Origin of the sequence: Aeromonas dhakensis (assembly GCF_000820305.1) — a bacterium.
Classification (GTDB): domain Bacteria; phylum Pseudomonadota; class Gammaproteobacteria; order Enterobacterales; family Aeromonadaceae; genus Aeromonas; species Aeromonas dhakensis.
On sequence record NZ_CDBH01000015.1, the window covers coordinates 98,986 to 117,555 of the forward strand.

An 18,570-nucleotide genomic window follows, 5' to 3' on the forward strand; every position below is an offset into this window, starting at 1 on the left:
GCAAAAACTCCGCCGGCAGGGAAATCACTTGCCAACCTCCCGTCGGCGGCCGAACAATAGGCGTCCATTGAACCTGTTATTGGAGCCTATCCCATGATCCCCATTCGCTGTAAAACCGTCTCCGGTGTCGCCCTCTCAACGATTGATGGTGAAACAAAGCTGCTGGTGATGAAACGCGTAAAGGGTGGTTTCTGGTGCCATGTGGCGGGCACGGTCGAGGCGGGGGAAACCGGCTGGCAGACCATTATTCGCGAATTTGGCGAGGAGACGGGTATCAGAGTTTGCGAGTTATACACAGCCCATTATCTGGAACAATTTTATGAAAGCGTTTCAAATACGGTGGAGGTAGTGCCGGTCTTTGTGGTCTATTGCCCGCCCAATCAGCTGGTCACCCTCAATGATGAGCACACCGAATATCGCTGGTGCACCTTGGCCGAGGCCAAGGCACTGGTGAGTTTCCCCGGCCAGCAGGCACTCTATGATCACCTCTGGCACTACTTTGTCGAAAACAGCCCCTCGGCGCTGATGCGGGTAACCATGACGCCATAGCGCGTGAATGCCAGGAGCCCTCTCGTTATCTTCTTGATCCTGTGGTGATCCGCTGCCGGCCATGGCCGCCATCAGCACATGTTGCCCCCCTGAACAGGCCGTTTTCAACAGAGATGATCACCAGGAATGAGTGAAGATAGGGACGCAGGCAATAGAGACCGCTAAAAGATCGATCATCTGACGGCAAGAGGGCGCCACCAGCCGCACACTGCAGCCATGTTTCTCACGCCGACCAACCCTATCATTACTCGTATGAAGCCGCTCATGGCGCTCATTACCGTTATTTCAAGGTGCGCCATCCCATAAAATTGAAATATCGGGCCATTAGACGTTGTGAAGCGTCAATTACCGTCATATAACTTAGCCAAATATCCCTGTCAGCCGTACGGTAGCGTCAAATCATGATTACTCGCCCTTTTCTTACCCTGTTGCTCGGTGCCTTCCTTGTTCCCGTCAGCATGGAGAGCGCCCAGGCCAATCCGTTTTCAGCCCAGTCCCACTCCCCCAACAGCTTTCTGGAGCAGCGCAACGATCTGGCGCTGAGCTCCGCCGCCTTCGTGGTGGCCAACCCGCGCACCGGTGAAGTGCTGTCGGAGCGCAACGCCAACCGGGTGATGCCGATAGCCTCCATCACCAAGCTGATGACGGCACTGGTGGTGCTCGATGCCAACCAGCGTCTCTCCGAGATGCTGACCGTTACCATGGCCGACGTGGACAGGCTCAAGGGCACCGGGTCGCGACTGGCGGTGGGCTCGCGCCTGAGCCGAGCCGACATGCTGCACATCGCCCTGATGTCGTCGGAAAACCGCGCCGCCTCGGCGCTGGCCAGAAACTACCCGGGTGGCCAGCGCGCCTTCATCGAGGCGATGAATGCCAAGGCCCGCATGCTCGGCATGTGGAGCACCCAGTTCTCCGACAGTACCGGGCTCACCCCTCGCAACGTCTCCAGCGCCCACGATCTCGCCAAGCTGGTGGCGGCGGCATCCACCTATCCGCTCATTCGCCAGTACTCCTCCACCGAGGAGCGCATGGTGCGCAACGGCAAGCGTCAGCTGCACTACCTCAACTCCAACCGACTAGTACGCGAAGGGAGCTGGCCCATCTCCCTCTCCAAGACCGGCTACATCCGCGAGGCGGGTCGCTGCCTGGTGATGGCCACCCAGATCAACCGCGAGCCGGTGATCATGGTGCTGCTCAACGCCGACACTCCCAACGCCCGGGTGGCCGATGCCAAGCGGATCAAATCCTGGCTGGAGACCTCCGGTCGCATGAGCCTGACCGCCCAGTCCAGCCCCCGGACCAAGCTGTTCAGCAGCCAGTAAGGCTCCCGGCCATCATCGCTAAAAAAGCCCCCGCATCCAGGTGCGGGGGCTTTTGTTATTGAGCCTTGTGCTCAAGCCTGCTGGCTACGGCGCCGAAGTGCTGGCGATCAGAGCGGCTTGAGCCGTGCGGTGAAGTGGCGCAGCAGCGGCGGCTCGTAGTCGAAGGTAAGCCCGCAAATGTCGCTGGCCCGTGCTTTCACCGCGATCAGGCAGTCGGCCACATAGTCCATGTGATCCCGGGTGTAGACTCGGCGCGGAATGGTCAGGCGCAACAGCTCAAAGTCCGCCGCCTCCTGCTTGCCGGTGGCGGGATCGCGCCCCAGCAGCAGGGAGCCTATCTCCACCCCGCGCACGCCCCCTTCCAGATAGAGCTCACAGGCGAGCGCATGGGCCGGGAACTGCTCGGCCGGGATATGGGGCAGCAGCTTCTTGGCGTCCACAAACACCGCATGGCCGCCAGTGGGGGTCTGGATGGGGATACCGGCCTCGGCCAGCCGCTCGCCGAGATAAGCCACCTGACTGATGCGATAGGTCAGATACTCCTCATCCATCCCCTCGCGCAGGCCGATGGCAAGCGCCGCCATGTCCCGCCCGGCAAGGCCGCCATAGGTGACAAACCCCTCCATCGCCACGCAGCGCACCTGCACCGCGCGAAACAGCTCGAGATCCTCTTTGAAACAGCAGAGCCCGCCGATATTGACCAACCCGTCCTTCTTGGCCGACATGGTGAAGATGTCCCCCAGCGCAAACATCTGGCGCACTATCTCCTTGATGCTGCACTTGGCATAGGCCGGGTCCCGCTCCTTGATAAACCAGGCGTTCTCGGCAAAACGGGCGGCATCGATCACCACCGGAATATAGTGGCGACGGGCCAGCTCGGCGACCGCCTCCATATTGGCCATGGAGACCGGCTGGCCACCGGCGCTGTTGCAGGTGACCGTGATGATGATGCCGGCCACGTTGGCGCCCCCCAGGGTCTCGATGGTGTCGCTCAGGCGAGGGAGATCAAAATCCCCCTTCCAGGGGTAAGGGGCCGTGGTGTCGAGGGCTTTCGGGGTGAGCAGGTTGATGGCCCGCGCGCCGGCCAACTCCACGTGGGCCTTGGTGGTGTCGAAGTGGTAGTTGGAGATGAAGACCGGCGCCTTGCCCTGGCAGCGCTTGACCAGCTCGGGGAAGAGGATCTGCTCGGCCCCTCGCCCCTGGTGGGTGGGCATCACATGCTGGTAGCCAAAAATCTCGCGCACCGTGCGCTCCAGCTCGACGAAGTTGCGGCTGCCCGCATAGGCCTCGTCCCCCATCATGATGCCGGCCCACTGACGATCGGACATGGCGCCGGTACCGCTGTCGGTCAGCAGATCGATGTAGACATCTTCGGCCAGCAGCAGGAAGGGGTTCCAGCCAGCGGCCTCCAGGGCGGCGCGGCGTTCGGCGCCAGTGGTCTGTTTGATGGGCTCGACCATCTTGATACGAAACGGCTCGGGTATACGACGCATATAAGACTCCTCACCGGCGCAAGGCCAGTGTGTTTGAAATTGGAATTGGCAAAGAGGCCGGGGCGATCAAGGTCGTCCGGCTGACAAATTCAAACGGCGGCTGCCGCCAATCAGCGGTGAGGAAAGTCGAGGGTCAGAATGGGATCCCGGGTGTACCAGTGGGCGAGCAGGCAGGCTGCCCGGGGCGTAGCTGTCACGATTGGCATCACTCCCCTCCATGTCGGTTGTAACCAGTCGGTGGCCAATAAGATCCATTGATGGGTGCTGCCAGCAGGCAGCCTCGCCAAGTTAACAACTGGTTGCCATACAAACAATCTGAGTGTCAACGGGTTGTGCGTCTGCTCACAAAGCGCCCATTCAGCGGACTCGATACAGGCGACAGTGATCTCCCCAGCACCCAGCTTCGTTAAGCTGTTATCCCGGTGACTTGACCCTGTTCACGCCGCTTATTGCCAACCATCGGAAGTCCCATGCATCGCAAAGCCCATCTGCCCGAGAAGATCTGCCCCGTCTGCCAGCGCCCCTTTAGCTGGCGGCGCAAGTGGGCAAATTGCTGGGAGGAGGTTCGCTACTGCAGCGAGCGCTGTCGCTACGCTCGCCACAACAACCGTCAACATAATGGGGAACCAGCCTGATGGAAGTGCGCCTGGTACTCGGCGATCAGCTGAACGCCGCTCACAGCTGGTTTCGCACCCCGGATCCAGCGGTCTGCTACCTGATGGCGGAGCTGCGCCAAGAGACCGACTACTGCCGCCACCACCGCCAGAAGGTGCTGGCCTTCTTTGCCGCCATGCGCGCCTTCGCGGCGGCTCTCAAAAAAGCTGGCCACCGCGTCTGTTACCTGACCCTCGATGAGAGCGCCCGCTGGCCCGACTTGCCCAGTCTGCTGACGGCCCAGCTTGAAGCGCATCAGGCCGACAGCTTCGCCTGGCAGAGCCCGGACGAGTGGCGCCTCGCAAGCCAGCTAAAAAGCTGGGCGGCGGGCCTGACCATCCCTGCCACCGAGGTGGAGAGCGAACATTTTCTCACCCCCCGCGATGGCTGGCAGCGCTACCCCCACAGCCGGATGGAGTTCTTCTACCGCGCCCTGCGAAGGCAGTACCGGGTGCTGCTCGATGAGCGCAGCCAGCCCCTTGGCGGGCGCTGGAACTTCGATGACGAGAACCGCGCCAAACTGCCGGCGAGCCAGCCCATCCCGGCACCCCTCACCTTTGCCAACGAGGTGAGCGACATCGATGCCATGCTGACCCGCCACGGGGTCGCCACCATCGGCGAGGCGGATGCCAGCAAGCTGCCGTGGCCCATCAGCCGGCGCCAGAGCCGCGAGCTGCTGGCCCATTTTCTGGCGCACTGTCTGCCCCACTTTGGCCGCTATCAGGATGCCCTGAGCGAGCGGGGCTGGAGCCTGTTTCATAGCCGCCTGTCGTTTTCCCTCAACAGCAAGATGCTCCATCCCCTCGAGGTGATCCGCGCAGCCGAAGCCCATTGGCAGGCCAATCAGGGCACCATCACCCTGGCGCAGGTGGAAGGGTTTATTCGCCAGATCCTCGGCTGGCGCGAGTTCGTACGCGCCCTCTACTGGGAAAAGATGCCTGCCTATCAGCGCACCAATTATCTCGGGGCCGAACGGCCGCTGCCCAGTTTCTTCTGGAGTGGAGAAACCAGGATGGCCTGCGTGCGTCACGCCATTCGCCAGTCTCTGGATCACGCCTACGCCCACCATATCCAGCGGCTGATGGTGACCGGCAACTTTGCCCTGCTGGCGGGGATCGCTCCCGACGAGGTGGATGCCTGGTATCTCGGCATCTATGTGGATGCCATCGAGTGGGTGGAGCTGCCCAACACCCGCGGCATGAGCCAGTTTGCCGATGGCGGCCTGATGGGCAGCAAGCCCTACGCCAGCAGCGGCGCCTATCTCGAGCGGATGGGCCACTACTGCAAGGGATGCCACTACCAGGTGAAGGCCCGCAGCGGCGACGGGAGTTGCCCCTTCAACAGCCTCTACTGGCATTTTTTATGGCGCAACCGGGACAAACTTGGCAGCAATCCTCGCCTCACCCTGCCCTATGCCAACTGGGATGGCCAGGCCGCCGAACAGCAGCACGCCATCCTGGCGACGGCGGAGCAGTACCTGATCCGGTTGGAGCAGCTCTGACTGCCACAGCTAATGCCAACAAGTCCACAAATTTCAACATTGAAAACCAGTTAAATAATTGTAAATAGATATATATCCCAATTATATCTACACCAGTTGAATATCCTGTGGCGGCTGATTAATGTGAGGGCCCCAGTCAAGGAGAGACAAGATGGACATAGTGGTACTCGGTGGTGGCGTGGTCGGCGTGACCAGCGCCTGGTATCTGGCCAAGGCGGGTCACAAGGTGACCCTGCTGGAGCGGCGTGACGGGGTGGCCCTTGAAACCAGCCACGCCAATGCCGGCCAGATCTCCCCCGGTTACGCGGCCCCCTGGGCGGCCCCCGGCATTCCCCTCAAGGCCGCCAAGTGGCTGCTGCAAAAACACGCCCCCTTCACGGTGCGGCCGACCTCGGATCCCTTCCAGCTGCGCTGGATGTTGAAGATGTTTGCCAACTGCACCCCGGCAGCCTATGCGGTCAACAAGGGGCGCATGGTGCGTCTGGCCGAATACAGCCGCGACTGTATGAAGCTGCTGCGCGATGAGTTGGCGCTGGACTACGAGGGGCGCCAGCTCGGCACCCTGCAACTGTTTCGCAGTCAGGCCCAGCTCGATGCCAGCAAGCGCGACATCGAGGTGCTGGAAGAGTACGGCGTGCCCTATCAGTCCCTCGATGCCGCTGGCTGTGAAGGGGCAGAGCCGGCACTGGCCCGGGTACGCGGCAAGATAGTGGGCGGCCTGCGCCTGCCGGGGGACGAGACCGGTGACTGCTTCCGCTTCACCAAGGCCATGGCAGCAGAAGCGCAGCGACTCGGGGTCAAGTTCGTGTTCAACTGCGCCATCGACGAGATCGAGCTGGCGCAGGGACGCGCCGTGGCGGTGCGGGCCGGCGAGCAGCGCTTCAAGGCCGACGCCATCGTCTGTGCCCTCGGCAGCTATGCCACCGGCTTCCTGCGCCCGCTCGGGCTCGATCTGCCGGTCTACCCGGTCAAGGGCTACTCCCTCACCCTGCCGATGATCAACGCCGAGGCCGCGCCGCGCAGCACTGTGCTGGATGAAACCTACAAGGTGGCCATCACCCGTTTCGATGAGCGGATCCGGGTCGGCGGCATGGCGGAGCTGTCGGGCTACAACCTGGCCCTCAACCCGAAACGGCACGACACCCTGGCCATGGTGGTCGGTGATCTCTTCCCCGAGGGGGGCGACATCAGCCGCGCCGACTTCTGGACCGGGCTGCGCCCCATGACGCCGGACGGCACCCCGCTGGTGGGTCCGAGCCCCATCCCCGGCCTCTGGCTCAACACCGGCCATGGCACCCTGGGCTGGACCATGGCGGCGGGCTCGGGTCAGCTGCTGTGCGATCTCATCAGCGGCAGCGACACTGCCATCAGCGACGAAGGGCTCACCCTGGCCCGCTACGGCTGAGCCTTGTCCTCCGTCTCTCTTATCCCAACGAGGGAGTGCCTGGCACTCCCTCGTTCTTTGAACTTGTTCAGTTTGTCCAGCCATGCAGTGCCAAGGCACAGACAACAAAAAGGCCCCGTGAGGGGCCTTGCTTATGGACCGACCGGCGCGCCGGTTTCACCCTGCGCCGGGTGCAGCGCCAGGTTGAACAGTGCCGCCACCATGTCCGACTGGGTCAGGATCCCCACCAGTTGCTCGCCATCTAACACCGGCATGTGGTGCAGGCCTCCATCGGAGAAGGCCCCCACCAGATCGTAGAGCGGCTGATCGTGGCGGGCGGTCGACACCTTGCGGGTCATCAGATCTGCGACCCGCAACTCAGCCAGCTCTGCCGCGCCTCGCGGCTGTTGTAGTGCCCGGTCGATCATCAGGTCGTGCAGGGTGATGATGCCGGTCAGCCGGCCGGCCTCGTCCACCACCGGCAGCGCCTTGACCTGATGGTGGGAGAGCAGTTGCCAGGCCGCCATGGCCGGCTGCGGCGCCGCTATCAGGATCAGATCCCGCGACATCACCTCCTGCACCCGCACCGTGCCCACCCTGGCCCGCAGGGCGTGTAGCTGGGCCTCCTGCAGCAGCGCCTGCAGATCCTGGCGGCTGATGTCGAGCAGCTCGCCGTGCTTTTCCAGCGCAAAGTCGATGTCCTCCGCCTGGGTCGCCACCCGCTCGCTCGGCTGGGGATCGGCGGTCTGATGGCGGTTGGGCCGGGCCTGACCGCTGTTGGGGTAACGGCGCCCCAGCAGCCGGTTGTAGCAGAGCGCCAGTAGCAGCAACAACAGCGAATTGAGCAGCACCGGCAGCAGCACATAGCCGACCCCGAGCTGGCGGATCCCCTCGCCACCGATGACAGCGGTCAAGGCCACGGCGCCGCCGGGGGGATGCAGGCTGCGGGTGAGCAACATGGCGGCGATGGCCAGCATCACGGCAAGAGCCGCAGCCAGCGCCGGATCCGCCACCAGGCTGGCACTCAGCACCCCCATCAGCGCCGACACCCCGTTGCCCACCAGGATGGACCAGGGCTGGGCCAGCGGGCTGGCTGGCGCTGCAAACAGCAGCACGGCGGAGGCCCCCATGGGGGCGATCAGCCAGTGTACCTCAAGCCCCAGCCCCCAGCGGCACAAGAGGGCGGTGCCCAACAGCCCGACGAAGGCGCCCAGGGCGCCGTAACAACTCTCTTTGAGACTGGTATTGGTGGATACCGGAAAGAAATCCCTGAACTGCATGGGGCTCCTGCGAGGATAACATTCATTTCAAATGCGCGATTTTAACGACATACCGCCGCCAAATGCCACCAGGAGGTGCGATCTACTCCGCTCAACCATCCCGCCCCAGGAAAACAGGAATCATACGGAAATACCCCTGTTCCATCCGAGCACTCTGAAACTGTGACTCAGCAACAAATTTTTACAAAAAATGGCGTCCCCCCCTCATTTTTCTCTTTTCTTAACCTCGGCTTAAGAAATGTCGTGTCACCTTGAGGCCATATTCATGCACGGAGCCACTACTTATGAGCACTATCAGAGTTGCCCTGCGCCGCTTCGACGGTCAGCGCCGCTGCTGGACCGCCGGGCTGGAGCGGGCAGCCCTCGCCTGGCTCGCGCGTCAAGGCCGACTGCCGGCAGCCAGCCAGCCTCCCCAGCGGATCCTGGTCATTCGCAGCACCTGCCGCATCGGCAACAACCTGTTTCTGCTGCCCTTCCTGCAAAAGGTACGCAGTGCCCACCCCCATGCCGAGATAGAGCTGGTGTGCATCGGCGGCCAGCTGCTCCCCTTCCTGGCCGATCTGCAGCTGCAGCGCATTCACCCGGTCAGGTTGCAGGGCAAGCGTCTGCTGGCCTCCCTGTCGGTGCTATGGCAGCTGCGCCGTCAGCATTACGATCGGGTCTATGTGCCCTTTGCCTCCAGCACCGATCACCTCATCGCCGGCTGGGTAAAGGCCCGCGAGAAGCTGGGCTTTGACGATGCCAAGGGGGATGCCCTGTTCCCCCAGCCCCTCACTCCCAACGATCACTGCCACTACGCCCACCAGCCGCTGCAACTGCTCGGCATGCACGGTCATCTCGCCGATCAGATTGAGCTCGGCAGCTTGTTGCACAGCGCCAGCCCACGGCTGCTGGCGCTCAGGCAGGACTACCCGGAACGGCCGCTCATCGGCTTTTTCACCGGTGCCCGCAAGGGCAAGGGGCTCTCCCTGCCCCAGTGGCAGCGGCTGCTCGGGGATCTGCGCCGCCACTATCCCGCCGCCCTGCTGATCCAGCTCGAGGATCCCGCCGATCCCCAGCCCCAGCTCGGCGACGTGCAGGTCTCCCTCTCCAGCCTGAGCGAGCTGGCCCGCTTTGCCGGCGGCCTCTCCCTCTTCGTCAGCGGCGACACCGGGCCATTGCACCTGGCCGCCGCCAGCGGCGTGCCCTGCCTCGGTCTCTTTACCCAGACCGATCCCGCCCGCTACGGCTGCCTCGGTGCCCAGCACCTCAATCTGGTGATCGGCGATCGCAATGCCATCCCCCTCGATCACCACTGGCTGGCCGGGGTCATGGCACGCACCCCGCTCAATCAGGAGAGGTTACCTGCGCCAACCCCGGCCCCTTGCTTGTCAGGTGCGCCCTTGCCAATCCCTGCTGCGGGCTGATCCAGCCTGCGCCCACACCGGCAGGGCGATTCAGCTCGTCCTGCCGTTCCATTCCTCTTTTCATCATCAGCGTCAACGATAGTGAGCCTCCATCCTGGCCAGCTCGCCACTTTGCCGCAATCGCGCCAAGATGCGAGTCAACTCGTCCACCCTGGCGGCGAAGGGGGATGAGTTGGCAATACAGAGGTGAAGCGGTGTCAGCTCCAGTTGCAGGGGGACTTCCGTGATCGTTCCCGCCAATCCCAGCTGAGCCAGCTTGAAGCGCGCCACCAGAGGATCCGTGATCATCAGATCCCCCCGACCAGCCGCCAGCAACTTGAAGACATTGTCCACATTGCTGGTGAGATGGACCTTGAAACCGACCAGGTTCTCCTTGCCCCAGCCATTGCCGATGTAGTCGAGAATGGTGAACGCCTTGAGATCGCTCAAGGCGAGGGCCTGGTTGAGACGAGCCAGGGCCGGATGCCCGGTTTGCGTGAACAGGGTCAAGGGTGAGAAGGCCACCGGGGCTTCGACCACCCGGGTATAGGCTCGCCGCTCCCGGGTCGGCACGGTGACGAAGCCGTCGGCTTGACCGGCACGGACCAGTTTCTGCGCCCGCAACCAGGGATATCCCTCATGATGCACCTGAACCCCAAGCTCGAGCCCTACCCTGTCCATCACATCCACCATGAGGCCGCGCATCTTGCCCTCCTCGTCACGCCACGAGTAGGGGGCAAAATCATCGAAATAGACCATGTTGAGCGAAGAGACGGCAACCGCCTGGGAAGATGCCGCCAACAGCAGCCCCCATAAACACCAAAACCAGAGACCCGCTTTCATCATGTCAGCCCCACCGTCATCACCCTGCCCTGAGCCTAGCGCAAGCGCATCGAATGAAAAAATGGGCGAGGCCTCGCCGGCGCAGGCGGGGTGATATCGTCAAGCGGCCACGCTTGCTGGTCGAGGAGCCAGCCTTGCAAAACAGAGTGGATATGGCGGGGGTTATGGGGGCTGCGTCCAGTATTCCGGGACCGACGTGCCACCCGGCCTGCCCGCGCCGTCATTGCTACAGATCTTCCCCCGGCCAACATCAACGGCTGATCCGGCATAAAAAGAGAGAGGGAAGGCTTGCGCCTTCCCTCGTTCGTTATGCCCGTACTCTCTTGTTGTTTGCAGATGTTCTTCAGGCCAGCTCGGCACGCAGCGCCTTGGTGGCATCGACCATCACCTTGAGGGCGGCCTCGGTCTCTTCCCAGCCGCGGGTCTTGAGGCCGCAGTCCGGGTTGACCCACAGCCGCTCTGCCGGGATCTGCTTGGCCGCTTTGCGGATCAGATCCTCAATCCAGCCCTGGCTCGGCACGTTTGGCGAGTGGATGTCATAGACGCCCGGGCCGATTTCGTTGGGGTAGTTGAAGCGCTCGAACGCCCCCAGCAGCTGCATCTGGCTACGGCTGGTCTCGATGGTGATCACGTCCGCATCGAGCGCCGCCACCGCCTCTATGATGAGGTTGAAGTCGCTGTAACACATGTGGGTGTGGATCTGGGTGCTGTCCACCACCGGGCTCGCGCTCAGACGGAAGGCGCGCACCGCCCAGTCGAGATAAGCCTGGTGATCCTGTTTGCGCAGGGGCAGACCTTCACGGATCGCCGGTTCGTCGATCTGGATGATCTTGATGCCGGCGGCTTCCAGGTCTGCCACCTCGTCGCGAATGGCCAGGCCAATCTGCAGGGCGGACTGTTCGCGGCTCACGTCTTCGCGCGGGAAGGACCAGCAGAGGATGGTCACAGGGCCGGTCAGCATACCCTTGACCGGCTTGTCGGTCAGGCTCTGGGCAAACTGGGTCCACGCCAGGGTCATGGGGGTCGGCCGGTCGATGTCACGGGTGATCACCGGCGGCTTGACGCAGCGCGAGCCATAGCTCTGTACCCAGCCGAAGCGGGTGATGGCAAAGCCATCCAGCAGCTCACCGAAGTACTCCACCATGTCGTTGCGCTCGGCTTCGCCGTGCACCAGCACGTCCAGCCCGATGGCCTCCTGGCGCAGGATGGCATCCTTGATCTGGGCCTGAATGCCCGCCTCGTAGGCACCATCGTCGATACGACCGGCTCGCCACTCCTGGCGCAGCACCCGAATTTCCGAGGTCTGCGGGAAGGAGCCGATGGTGGTGGTCGGCAAGAGCGGCAGCTTGAGATCCGCGCGCTGCGCCTCGGCCCGCACCGGGTAGGCGCTGTGGCGTTCGAAATCGCTGTTGGTGAGGCTGGCGAGGCGTGACTGCACCGCCTTCTTGTGCACCCGGCTGTCAGATTCCCGATCCACGATGGGCTGGCTGTAGGCATTGATCTTGTCCAGCTCCCCGCCGTTTAGATGGTCAGCCAGCAGGCCCAGCTCGTAGCATTTTTGCAGGGCAAAGGCGAACCAGCTGCGGGTCTGGGGATCCAGCTCGTGCTCCAGGGTCAAATCCACCGGGCTGTGCAGCAAGGAGCAGGAGGAGCCGACCCAGAGCCGCTCGCCAAGCCTGGCTTTCAGTGCTTTCAGGGTCGGTACCAGCTTGGCCAGATTGGCACGCCAGACGTTGCGACCGTTGATGACACCGGCCGAGATGACCCACTGGGCCGGCAGGTGCGGGACCAGGGTCTCCAGCTGCTCGGGGGCCGCCACCAGATCCAGGTGCAGGCCATCCACCTTCAGGCTGGTGATGATGTCGCGCTGATGGGCAACAGAGCCAAAATAGGTGGTGAGCAGCAGCTTGCAGGGACCAGCCAGACGCTCATAGGCATTGAGATAGGCGAGGCGCCACTCGTCCGGCAGGTCCAGCGCCAGCGCCGGCTCGTCGATCTGCACCCACTCCACCCCCTGGGCGGCCAGTTTCGCCAGGATCTCCTGATAGACGATGAGCAGGCGGTCGAGCAGCTCGAGACGGGAGAAGCCGCTCTCTTTCTCCTTGCCAAGCCAGAGGTAAGAGACGGGCCCCAGCAGCACCGCCTTGACCGGCAGCCCCAGCGCCTTGGCCTCCTCCACTTCGTCAAACAGCTGGCTCCAGCCCAGTTTGAAACGCTGGTCGCGGCTGAACTCGGGCACCAGGTAGTGGTAGTTGGTGTTGAACCACTTGGTCATCTCGGCGGCGGCGGCGGCCGGACCGGTCGGCGCACGGCCACGGGCGACCCGGAACAGGGTATCGAGATCGGTGTCGCCATGGCGGTGACGGGCGGGGATGGCATCCACCAGCAGGCTGGTGCCGAGCACCTGATCGTACCAGGCGAAGTCACCCACCGGCAGCAGGGTCACGCCGGCCTGTTGCTGGGCCTGCCAGTGACGCTCACGCAGGCTCTTGCCGGTGGCGATGAGTTCAGCCTGGCTGGTCTCGCCGCGCCAGTAGGATTCGAGGGCAAATTTCAGCTCGCGCTTGGCTCCGATACGGGGAAAGCCAAGGGTGTGTGCGCAGGTCATAGGTTCCATTCCTTATGCTCATTCATCTGATGGTGAACTGGATGATTTAGCCATCCAGATGTTTACACATCCAAAATGACAAGATAAGGTGGCGTTGGCTATTGAATCCTTTTCAACTGGCTCTCAAGAAATTCTCAAGGCGCCACTCAGGCACAACAAGGAGGGATACCATGGCGGTGTCAAGCAACCCGGGGATCGACATCAAGCACCTGAAAACGGTGAGCGCGCTGGCCGAGCAGGGCTCGCTGGCCGGGGCGGCACTGACCCTCAACCTCACCCAGTCCGCCCTCTCCCACCAGCTCAAGGAGCTGGAGACCCGCCTCAACCTGGAGCTCTATCTGCGCAAGAGCCGCCCGCTGGTGCTGACCGCGGCCGGCAACCAGCTGCTGGGGCTGGCCCGCCAGGTGCTGCCGGCGCTCGCGCAGACCGAGAAACAGCTGCAGGCCCTGCACAGCGGCGAGGCCGGTCGCCTTCACCTGGCGCTCGATTGCCACAGCTGCATCCAGTGGCTGCTGCCGCTGTTGCCCGATTTTCGCCGCCAGTGGCCGGGAGTGGATCTGGAGGTGGAATCGGTACCGGGCTTTGATGCCATCAGCGCCCTGCTCGGCGGCCAGCTCGACCTGCTGCTCACCTCGGACGTGCAGGCGCGCGGCGATCTTCACTTCGAGCCGCTGTTCGCCTTCGAGCTGGTGCTGGTGATGGCGCCGGATCACCCCCTCTGTGGACAGCAGACCATCAAGCCTGAGGATCTGCGCCCCGAGGTGCTGCTGGTCTACCCGGTGGAGCGGGCCCGGATGGACGTGTTCAGCCGCTTCCTGCAGCCGGCCGGCATCGAACCCGCCCGCTGCAAGCCGGTGGACAACACCTCCGTGATGCTGCAGATGGCCGCCGCCGGCCTGGGCGTCGCTGCCCTGCCGCGCTGGGCCTGCGAGGAGTTTGTCCGCCAAGGGCTGCTCGAGGCGCGCCCGCTCGCCGAGGGAGTACGCCGTCATATGTATGGCGCCGTGCGCGCCGCCGACCGGGATCAAGCCTGTCTGCAGAGCCTGTTTGAACGAATTCGCAGCAAGATGGGCGACACAAAGGCGCAGTAATGTGCAGAAGAAGGGACACTGCGCCGGCTTACCTGCAGACGGCAGATTCGTATCAAGCATGGGCGATGTAAAAGCGCAGTCATCCATATGGCAAGGCGCAGTAAAAAGCCGCCTGAGGGCGGCTTGTCATCACGCAGGGCTTCTTATTCAAGCCCCCTCTTCACAGCTCGCCGCCCCCTGCCGCCGCGGGCAGTTGGCGCACAGCTCACCATCGCGGCGCTTGTAGTGCAGGCAGCAGCGCTGGCGCACGTAACCGACCAAGCCGGCCGCTGGCGGCCAGGGCGCCGGCTGCCAGCCCGCCAGATGTTCGGTCGGCAGACCGCAGGCGGCAAGCCAGTGCGGCGCATGGGCCGCCACCTCGGCGGGGCTTATCTCGTCAAAGAACGCGGGCACCCGCACCAGCGCCGCCAGCAGATCGTCCGCCAAGAGCGGCCGCACGAAACCGGGTCGCAGCCGCTGCACCTGCCCGAGCGCTGCGAACAGTGCCTGCCAATGGGTCTGCAGCCGCTCACCCGCCGTCTTGATCAAGAGCTCCAGCTCCCCCTTGATCATGGGTTCGGCCGGCAGGGTAAAGCCCGATACCAGCCCATCCTGATAGCCCTGGCCCAACCTATCCAGCACCGGCACGGCCCGCAGCCGATAGACGGCCACCATGGCCAGATAGATGGATTGCCAGCAGAGCATGCCCCAGCTGCGGGTGAGCCAGTAGGCGGGACCTGCCTCCGGATGGGCCAGTCGCCAATACTCGTGCAGTGCGGCCGCCACCTCGGCCGGCGTGGCCTGCTTGGTCGTCGTCAACAGTGCCGCAGCTTCGCCGGCGGCCACCAGCCGCCCCTTGAGGGATGGGATAAGCCCGGCGGCGGCCGCGAACAGGGCGCCGTGATCCGCCAGTGACTGCAGATCCGGCTCGCGCCGCGCATCCCGGCTGCGGATACGGTGGCCGGCGCCGGTCATGGGGTGAGAGAGTCCCGGGCGCGGCCCGGGACGCAGGGTCAGAATACGTATTTGAGTCGCGCCTCCACGCTGCGCTCTGCGCCGAACCAGCAGTTGTTCTGGTCGTAGCAGGAGTAGTAGGTCTTGTTGAACAGGTTGCTGGCGCTGAGTGACACCTCCACCCCTTGCAGGCGCTGGCTGAGTTGGGCCAGATCGTAGGAGGCGGCCATGTCCATCAGCAGGTAATCCGGCACTGTCTCGGTGTTGGCGGCATCAAGCTGGGCCTCCCCCACGTAGCGCAGGCCAGCCCCCAGGCGCGCTCCTTCCAGCGGGCCGGCCGGCAGGTAGTTGCTCCACAGCGAAGCCATTTGCTTGGGTACCCAGACCGGCGTCTTGCCCTGCAGGCTGGTGGTGTCGCGGGTGATTTCCATATCCTGACGGGTATAGCTCAGCGCCAGATCCCAGCGGCTGGTGAGATCGAGTCTCCCCTCCAGCTCGACCCCCTTGGAGACCATCTCGCCGGTCTGCAGCTTGGGTCCGTAAACGTTGTCCGGATCCGTCACCAGGGCATTTTGCTTGGTGATGTGGAACGCCGAGAGAGTGGCGGTCTTGCTCATGTCCTCGGAGAGGAACTTGAGCCCCCCTTCCCACTGCCGGCCGGTGGCCGGTTTGAACGCCTGGCCCTGCTTGTCTGCCCCCGCCACCGGTTCGAAACTCTCGGCATAGCTCACATAGGGCGAGAGGCCGTGATCCAGCTCGTAGAGGGCACCGAGGCGCAGCGAGAGGTTGTCCTGATCAATCTGGGCCAGGCTGTTGCTCGCCGCCCCCTGATAGAGGGTCCGGCTGTCGGTGTCCATCCGGTAGCGGTCGTAGCGGGCGCCGCCGATGACCACCAGCCGATCGAGGCGCACCTGATCCTGCAGGTAGAGGCCGCTCTGATACTGGCGGATGGTTCGGTTGTCCTGATAGTTGAAGGCCAGGTCTGCCGGCACTATCTGCTGGTGGTTCGGGTTGAAGATGTCGATGGCGGGAGCGGAATAGTCGAGGGTATCCCGGTAGAGAATGCGCGCATCCAGATACTGGTAATCGACCCCCAGCAGCAGGTTGTGCTGGGCCTTGCCGGTCTGCACCTTGCCCGCCAGCTGGTTGTCGATGACAAAACCGCGGGACTCTTCATCGGTCAGGTAGGCGTTGCGGGCCAGGGTGCGGTGGTCGGCCGCCAATGCCGCGTTGTAGGTGTTCTGCTGGTTGGCCGAGGCATCCATGTAGCGGGCGTTTTGCAGCAGCTGCCAGTTGGCGTTGAAGTCGTGGCTCAGCTTGTAGCCAAGCAGGGTCACCTCCCGGCTGTAGTGGTTCCAGTTTTCATCGCCAAGGAAGGTATCGCTACCCAACTGGCCAATCGGGTTGGATTTGACCGAGCCGCTGGCCGGCACAGTGGTGTAGATGCCAGCGGCGGGGTCTTTCTGGTAATAGAGGTTGAGGTTTAGCAGGGTGCGATCACTCAACTGCCAGTCGAGAGAGGGCGCCAGCACGAAGCGCTCCTCCTCTGAAGTCACCGCCTGGCCGTCTTTCTGGCGGGCCAGCCCCACCAGCCGATAGGCAAACTGATCGTTGAGGGCGCCGGTGCTGTCGAGGGTCAGCTCCTTGAGGGTGCCCGTCCCGCTCGCCACGCTGACACTGTGCCTGCTCTCCCGCTGGGGGCGCTTGGCGATGAGGTTGACCATGCCGCCGGGGGGCATGCTGCCGTAGAGCACGGAGGTGGGTCCCTTGAACACTTCCAGCTGCTCGATGGCCACCGGATCGATCTGGGGCTGCAGGTTCCAGTCGTTGTACTGCAGCAGCAGACCGTCGTAGAAGTTCTGGTAGTTGTCAAAGCCGCGAATGTTGAACAGATCCAGCCGGTTGACCGCCCCGCCCCGCAGCTCGGTATTGACGCCAGGCACGTAGCGCAGCGCCTCGCTCACCGAGCTGACGCCGCGCTGCTCCAGGGTGTCACCCTCAACCACTGAAATGGCCTGGGGCGTCTCCAGGGGGTCGAGCCGGGTCTTGGTCGCGGTGTTGCGATAGGTCTCGCCGAGCACGGTCAGGGTCTCGTCGGCCCGGGTCTGTGTCAGGCGCTCGGCAGCGGCTGCCTGCACAGGGCCAGCCAACAGGGCGGAGAGGGTCGCGGCGACCAGGGTCAAAGGGGGGTGAGTGGCGTACATCTGATCCTCGAATGCAATGAGTGAATAGTAACAAATCTCATTTGCATTTTATTGGGTCATTTTGCCCTTGAATTAACAATTTGGGGCATGTTGGCACTGAAAAGGGAGAAAATGCGGCCAGCTTGGCCCCATCCGGCAACCTGATATGACGACAGCAACGCAGGCGATGTCGAATGGATAACAAAGCCTGGCGCAGTCAAAAGGGAAAGAGGGATAGCAGCGCCCGGCATCCGCCGGGCAAGAGGTGGCCAGCTCAGAGAGGGGCGACGGGCAGCCAATACTCCATGCGGGCATCCGGCTGGTTGCCGTCAAAATCGGGGGCGTAGCGCTCCAGCTCGAAACCGTCCAGCCCGCGATAGCCGGAGCTCGGCAGCCAGTGCAGGATGAACCAGTTGAGGGTCTGCCCCAGCTGACTGACCGGGCCCACGTGACTCAGCACCGCGTAGGTCTGGGCCGGCACCGGGAGGCGCGCCAGAGCGGCGGGCAGGCTGGCCCCCTCCTCCATCACGCTGCCCGCCCAGTAGGGGAGCGACTCGCCAACGCCAGAAACATCCACCACCCCCACCCGCTCCTGCCCGGGTGGCAAACCGCCCGCCGTGCGCAGGGCGCGCCAGATGGCGGGCACCGTCTGCTGAAAGTCGGGGGCAGCGGCAAACAGCCCGCGGATCTGCCCCATCACCCCCTGCAGGCTAAAGCCCGGCTGGCTCTCGATCCGTACCTGTACCAGCCTGGCAGGCATGGGCTGCGGCAAAGTCGCCCGCACCAGGGGGGTACGCAGTCCCAGCCGCAGACCCCGCTTGCGATAGGCCAGCGGCGAGCATCCAAACTGCTGCTTGAAGGCGCGGCTGAAGCTCACCTCGGAGCCAAAACCGTAACAGAGCGCCAGATCCAGCACCCGCTGGCGGCCAGAAAGCAGCGCCTCTGCCGCCTGGCTCAGCTTGAGCTCGCGCACATAGTGGGCCACCGTCAGCCCCGTCTCATGGAGGAACACCCGCTGCAACTGCCAGCGCGACCAGCAGCTCTGCTCCGCCAGCTCGGCCAGCGCCAGCGGCTGATCCAGGTTGGCGTGGATATAGTCGAGCACCCGCTCGATGCGGGTCAGCTGGCTGTGCGGCTGAGGCACGGCGTCAGGGATGGTGGACAAGATGGTCATGACGAGATCGGATCTGGCTATCGGCAAGGCGCTGCGCGCAAGGGCCCCATTAAACATGGCCGCCACCTTGGCGGCAAGGGCTGGCGATATGGTCACGTCCGCCCTCTTGCCAGGTGGCTCGAGTGCTGGTCCGTCAAGCCAGCTTGGCAGGCTGTCACAAAAGTGACGCG

14 protein-coding genes are annotated in these 18,570 nt (G+C 63.6%); 7 read left to right on the forward strand and 7 right to left on the reverse strand.

Annotated features, from left to right (window positions below):
• Positions 1-93 precede the first annotated feature (93 nt).
• Positions 94-549, forward strand: a complete 456-nt coding sequence (locus BN1143_RS01465; RefSeq protein WP_042049386.1) for an NUDIX hydrolase — start codon at positions 94-96, stop codon at positions 547-549.
• A gap of 401 nt (positions 550-950) precedes the next feature.
• A complete protein-coding gene (gene pbpG / locus BN1143_RS01470; protein WP_017782682.1) occupies positions 951-1,871 on the forward strand; it encodes a D-alanyl-D-alanine endopeptidase in 921 nt (306 codons plus the stop codon).
• 107 nt (positions 1,872-1,978) lie between these two features.
• Here the strand turns inward: pbpG and BN1143_RS01475 are convergent, their stop codons facing one another.
• Entirely contained in the window at positions 1,979-3,364 is a 1,386-nt protein-coding gene (locus tag BN1143_RS01475) for a tryptophanase (RefSeq protein ID WP_042049387.1), read from the reverse strand.
• Positions 3,365-3,834: 470 nt separating this feature from the next.
• On the opposite strand from BN1143_RS01475, the gene BN1143_RS21655 reads away from it, so the two are divergent.
• The 3 genes from BN1143_RS21655 (at position 3,835) to BN1143_RS01485 (ending at position 6,924) form a co-directional block, all read left to right on the forward strand.
• The gene (locus tag BN1143_RS21655) at positions 3,835-3,999 is read left to right on the forward strand and encodes a DUF2256 domain-containing protein (protein ID WP_082038391.1); all 165 of its coding nucleotides are present in this window, start codon (positions 3,835-3,837) and stop codon (positions 3,997-3,999) included.
• Complete coding sequence (locus BN1143_RS01480) at positions 3,999-5,519, forward strand: cryptochrome/photolyase family protein (protein WP_042049388.1); 1,521 nt, start codon at positions 3,999-4,001, stop codon at positions 5,517-5,519. Before BN1143_RS21655 ends, BN1143_RS01480 begins: the two co-directional genes overlap by 1 nt.
• Before the next feature lie 151 nt (positions 5,520-5,670).
• The gene (locus tag BN1143_RS01485; RefSeq protein WP_042049389.1) at positions 5,671-6,924 is read left to right on the forward strand and encodes a D-amino acid dehydrogenase; all 1,254 of its coding nucleotides are present in this window, start codon (positions 5,671-5,673) and stop codon (positions 6,922-6,924) included.
• 131 nt (positions 6,925-7,055) lie between these two features.
• Here the strand turns inward: BN1143_RS01485 and BN1143_RS01490 are convergent, their stop codons facing one another.
• Positions 7,056-8,183: an HPP family protein gene (locus BN1143_RS01490; RefSeq protein ID WP_042049390.1), complete on the reverse strand. Its 1,128-nt coding sequence runs from the start codon at positions 8,181-8,183 to the stop codon at positions 7,056-7,058.
• Positions 8,184-8,467: 284 nt separating this feature from the next.
• On the opposite strand from BN1143_RS01490, the gene BN1143_RS01495 reads away from it, so the two are divergent.
• Entirely contained in the window at positions 8,468-9,589 is a 1,122-nt protein-coding gene (locus tag BN1143_RS01495; RefSeq protein WP_042049391.1) for a glycosyltransferase family 9 protein, read from the forward strand.
• Between the two features lie 72 nt (positions 9,590-9,661).
• On the opposite strand, the gene BN1143_RS01500 is transcribed toward BN1143_RS01495, so the two are convergent.
• A complete protein-coding gene (locus BN1143_RS01500; RefSeq protein WP_082038392.1) occupies positions 9,662-10,327 on the reverse strand; it encodes a substrate-binding periplasmic protein in 666 nt (221 codons plus the stop codon).
• A 427-nt stretch (positions 10,328-10,754) separates the two neighbouring features.
• Positions 10,755-13,019, reverse strand: a complete 2,265-nt coding sequence (gene metE, locus BN1143_RS01505) for a 5-methyltetrahydropteroyltriglutamate--homocysteine S-methyltransferase (protein ID WP_042049393.1) — start codon at positions 13,017-13,019, stop codon at positions 10,755-10,757.
• Positions 13,020-13,189: 170 nt separating this feature from the next.
• Here metE and BN1143_RS01510 point away from each other — a divergent pair, with 170 nt between their 5' ends.
• The gene (locus BN1143_RS01510) at positions 13,190-14,110 is read left to right on the forward strand and encodes a LysR substrate-binding domain-containing protein (protein WP_042049395.1); all 921 of its coding nucleotides are present in this window, start codon (positions 13,190-13,192) and stop codon (positions 14,108-14,110) included.
• Positions 14,111-14,257: 147 nt separating this feature from the next.
• Here the strand turns inward: BN1143_RS01510 and BN1143_RS01515 are convergent, their stop codons facing one another.
• The 3 genes from BN1143_RS01515 to BN1143_RS01525 form a co-directional block, all read right to left on the reverse strand.
• Entirely contained in the window at positions 14,258-15,064 is an 807-nt protein-coding gene (locus BN1143_RS01515) for a siderophore ferric iron reductase (RefSeq protein ID WP_042049396.1), read from the reverse strand.
• Positions 15,065-15,102: 38 nt separating this feature from the next.
• Positions 15,103-17,247 (reverse strand): TonB-dependent siderophore receptor, encoded by a 2,145-nt coding sequence (locus BN1143_RS01520; protein WP_042049397.1) that lies wholly within the window; start codon positions 17,245-17,247, stop codon positions 15,103-15,105.
• Between the two features lie 253 nt (positions 17,248-17,500).
• Positions 17,501-18,400, reverse strand: coding sequence for an AraC family transcriptional regulator (locus BN1143_RS01525; protein ID WP_042049411.1), 900 nt, complete (start codon positions 18,398-18,400; stop codon positions 17,501-17,503).
• Positions 18,401-18,570 lie beyond the last annotated feature (170 nt).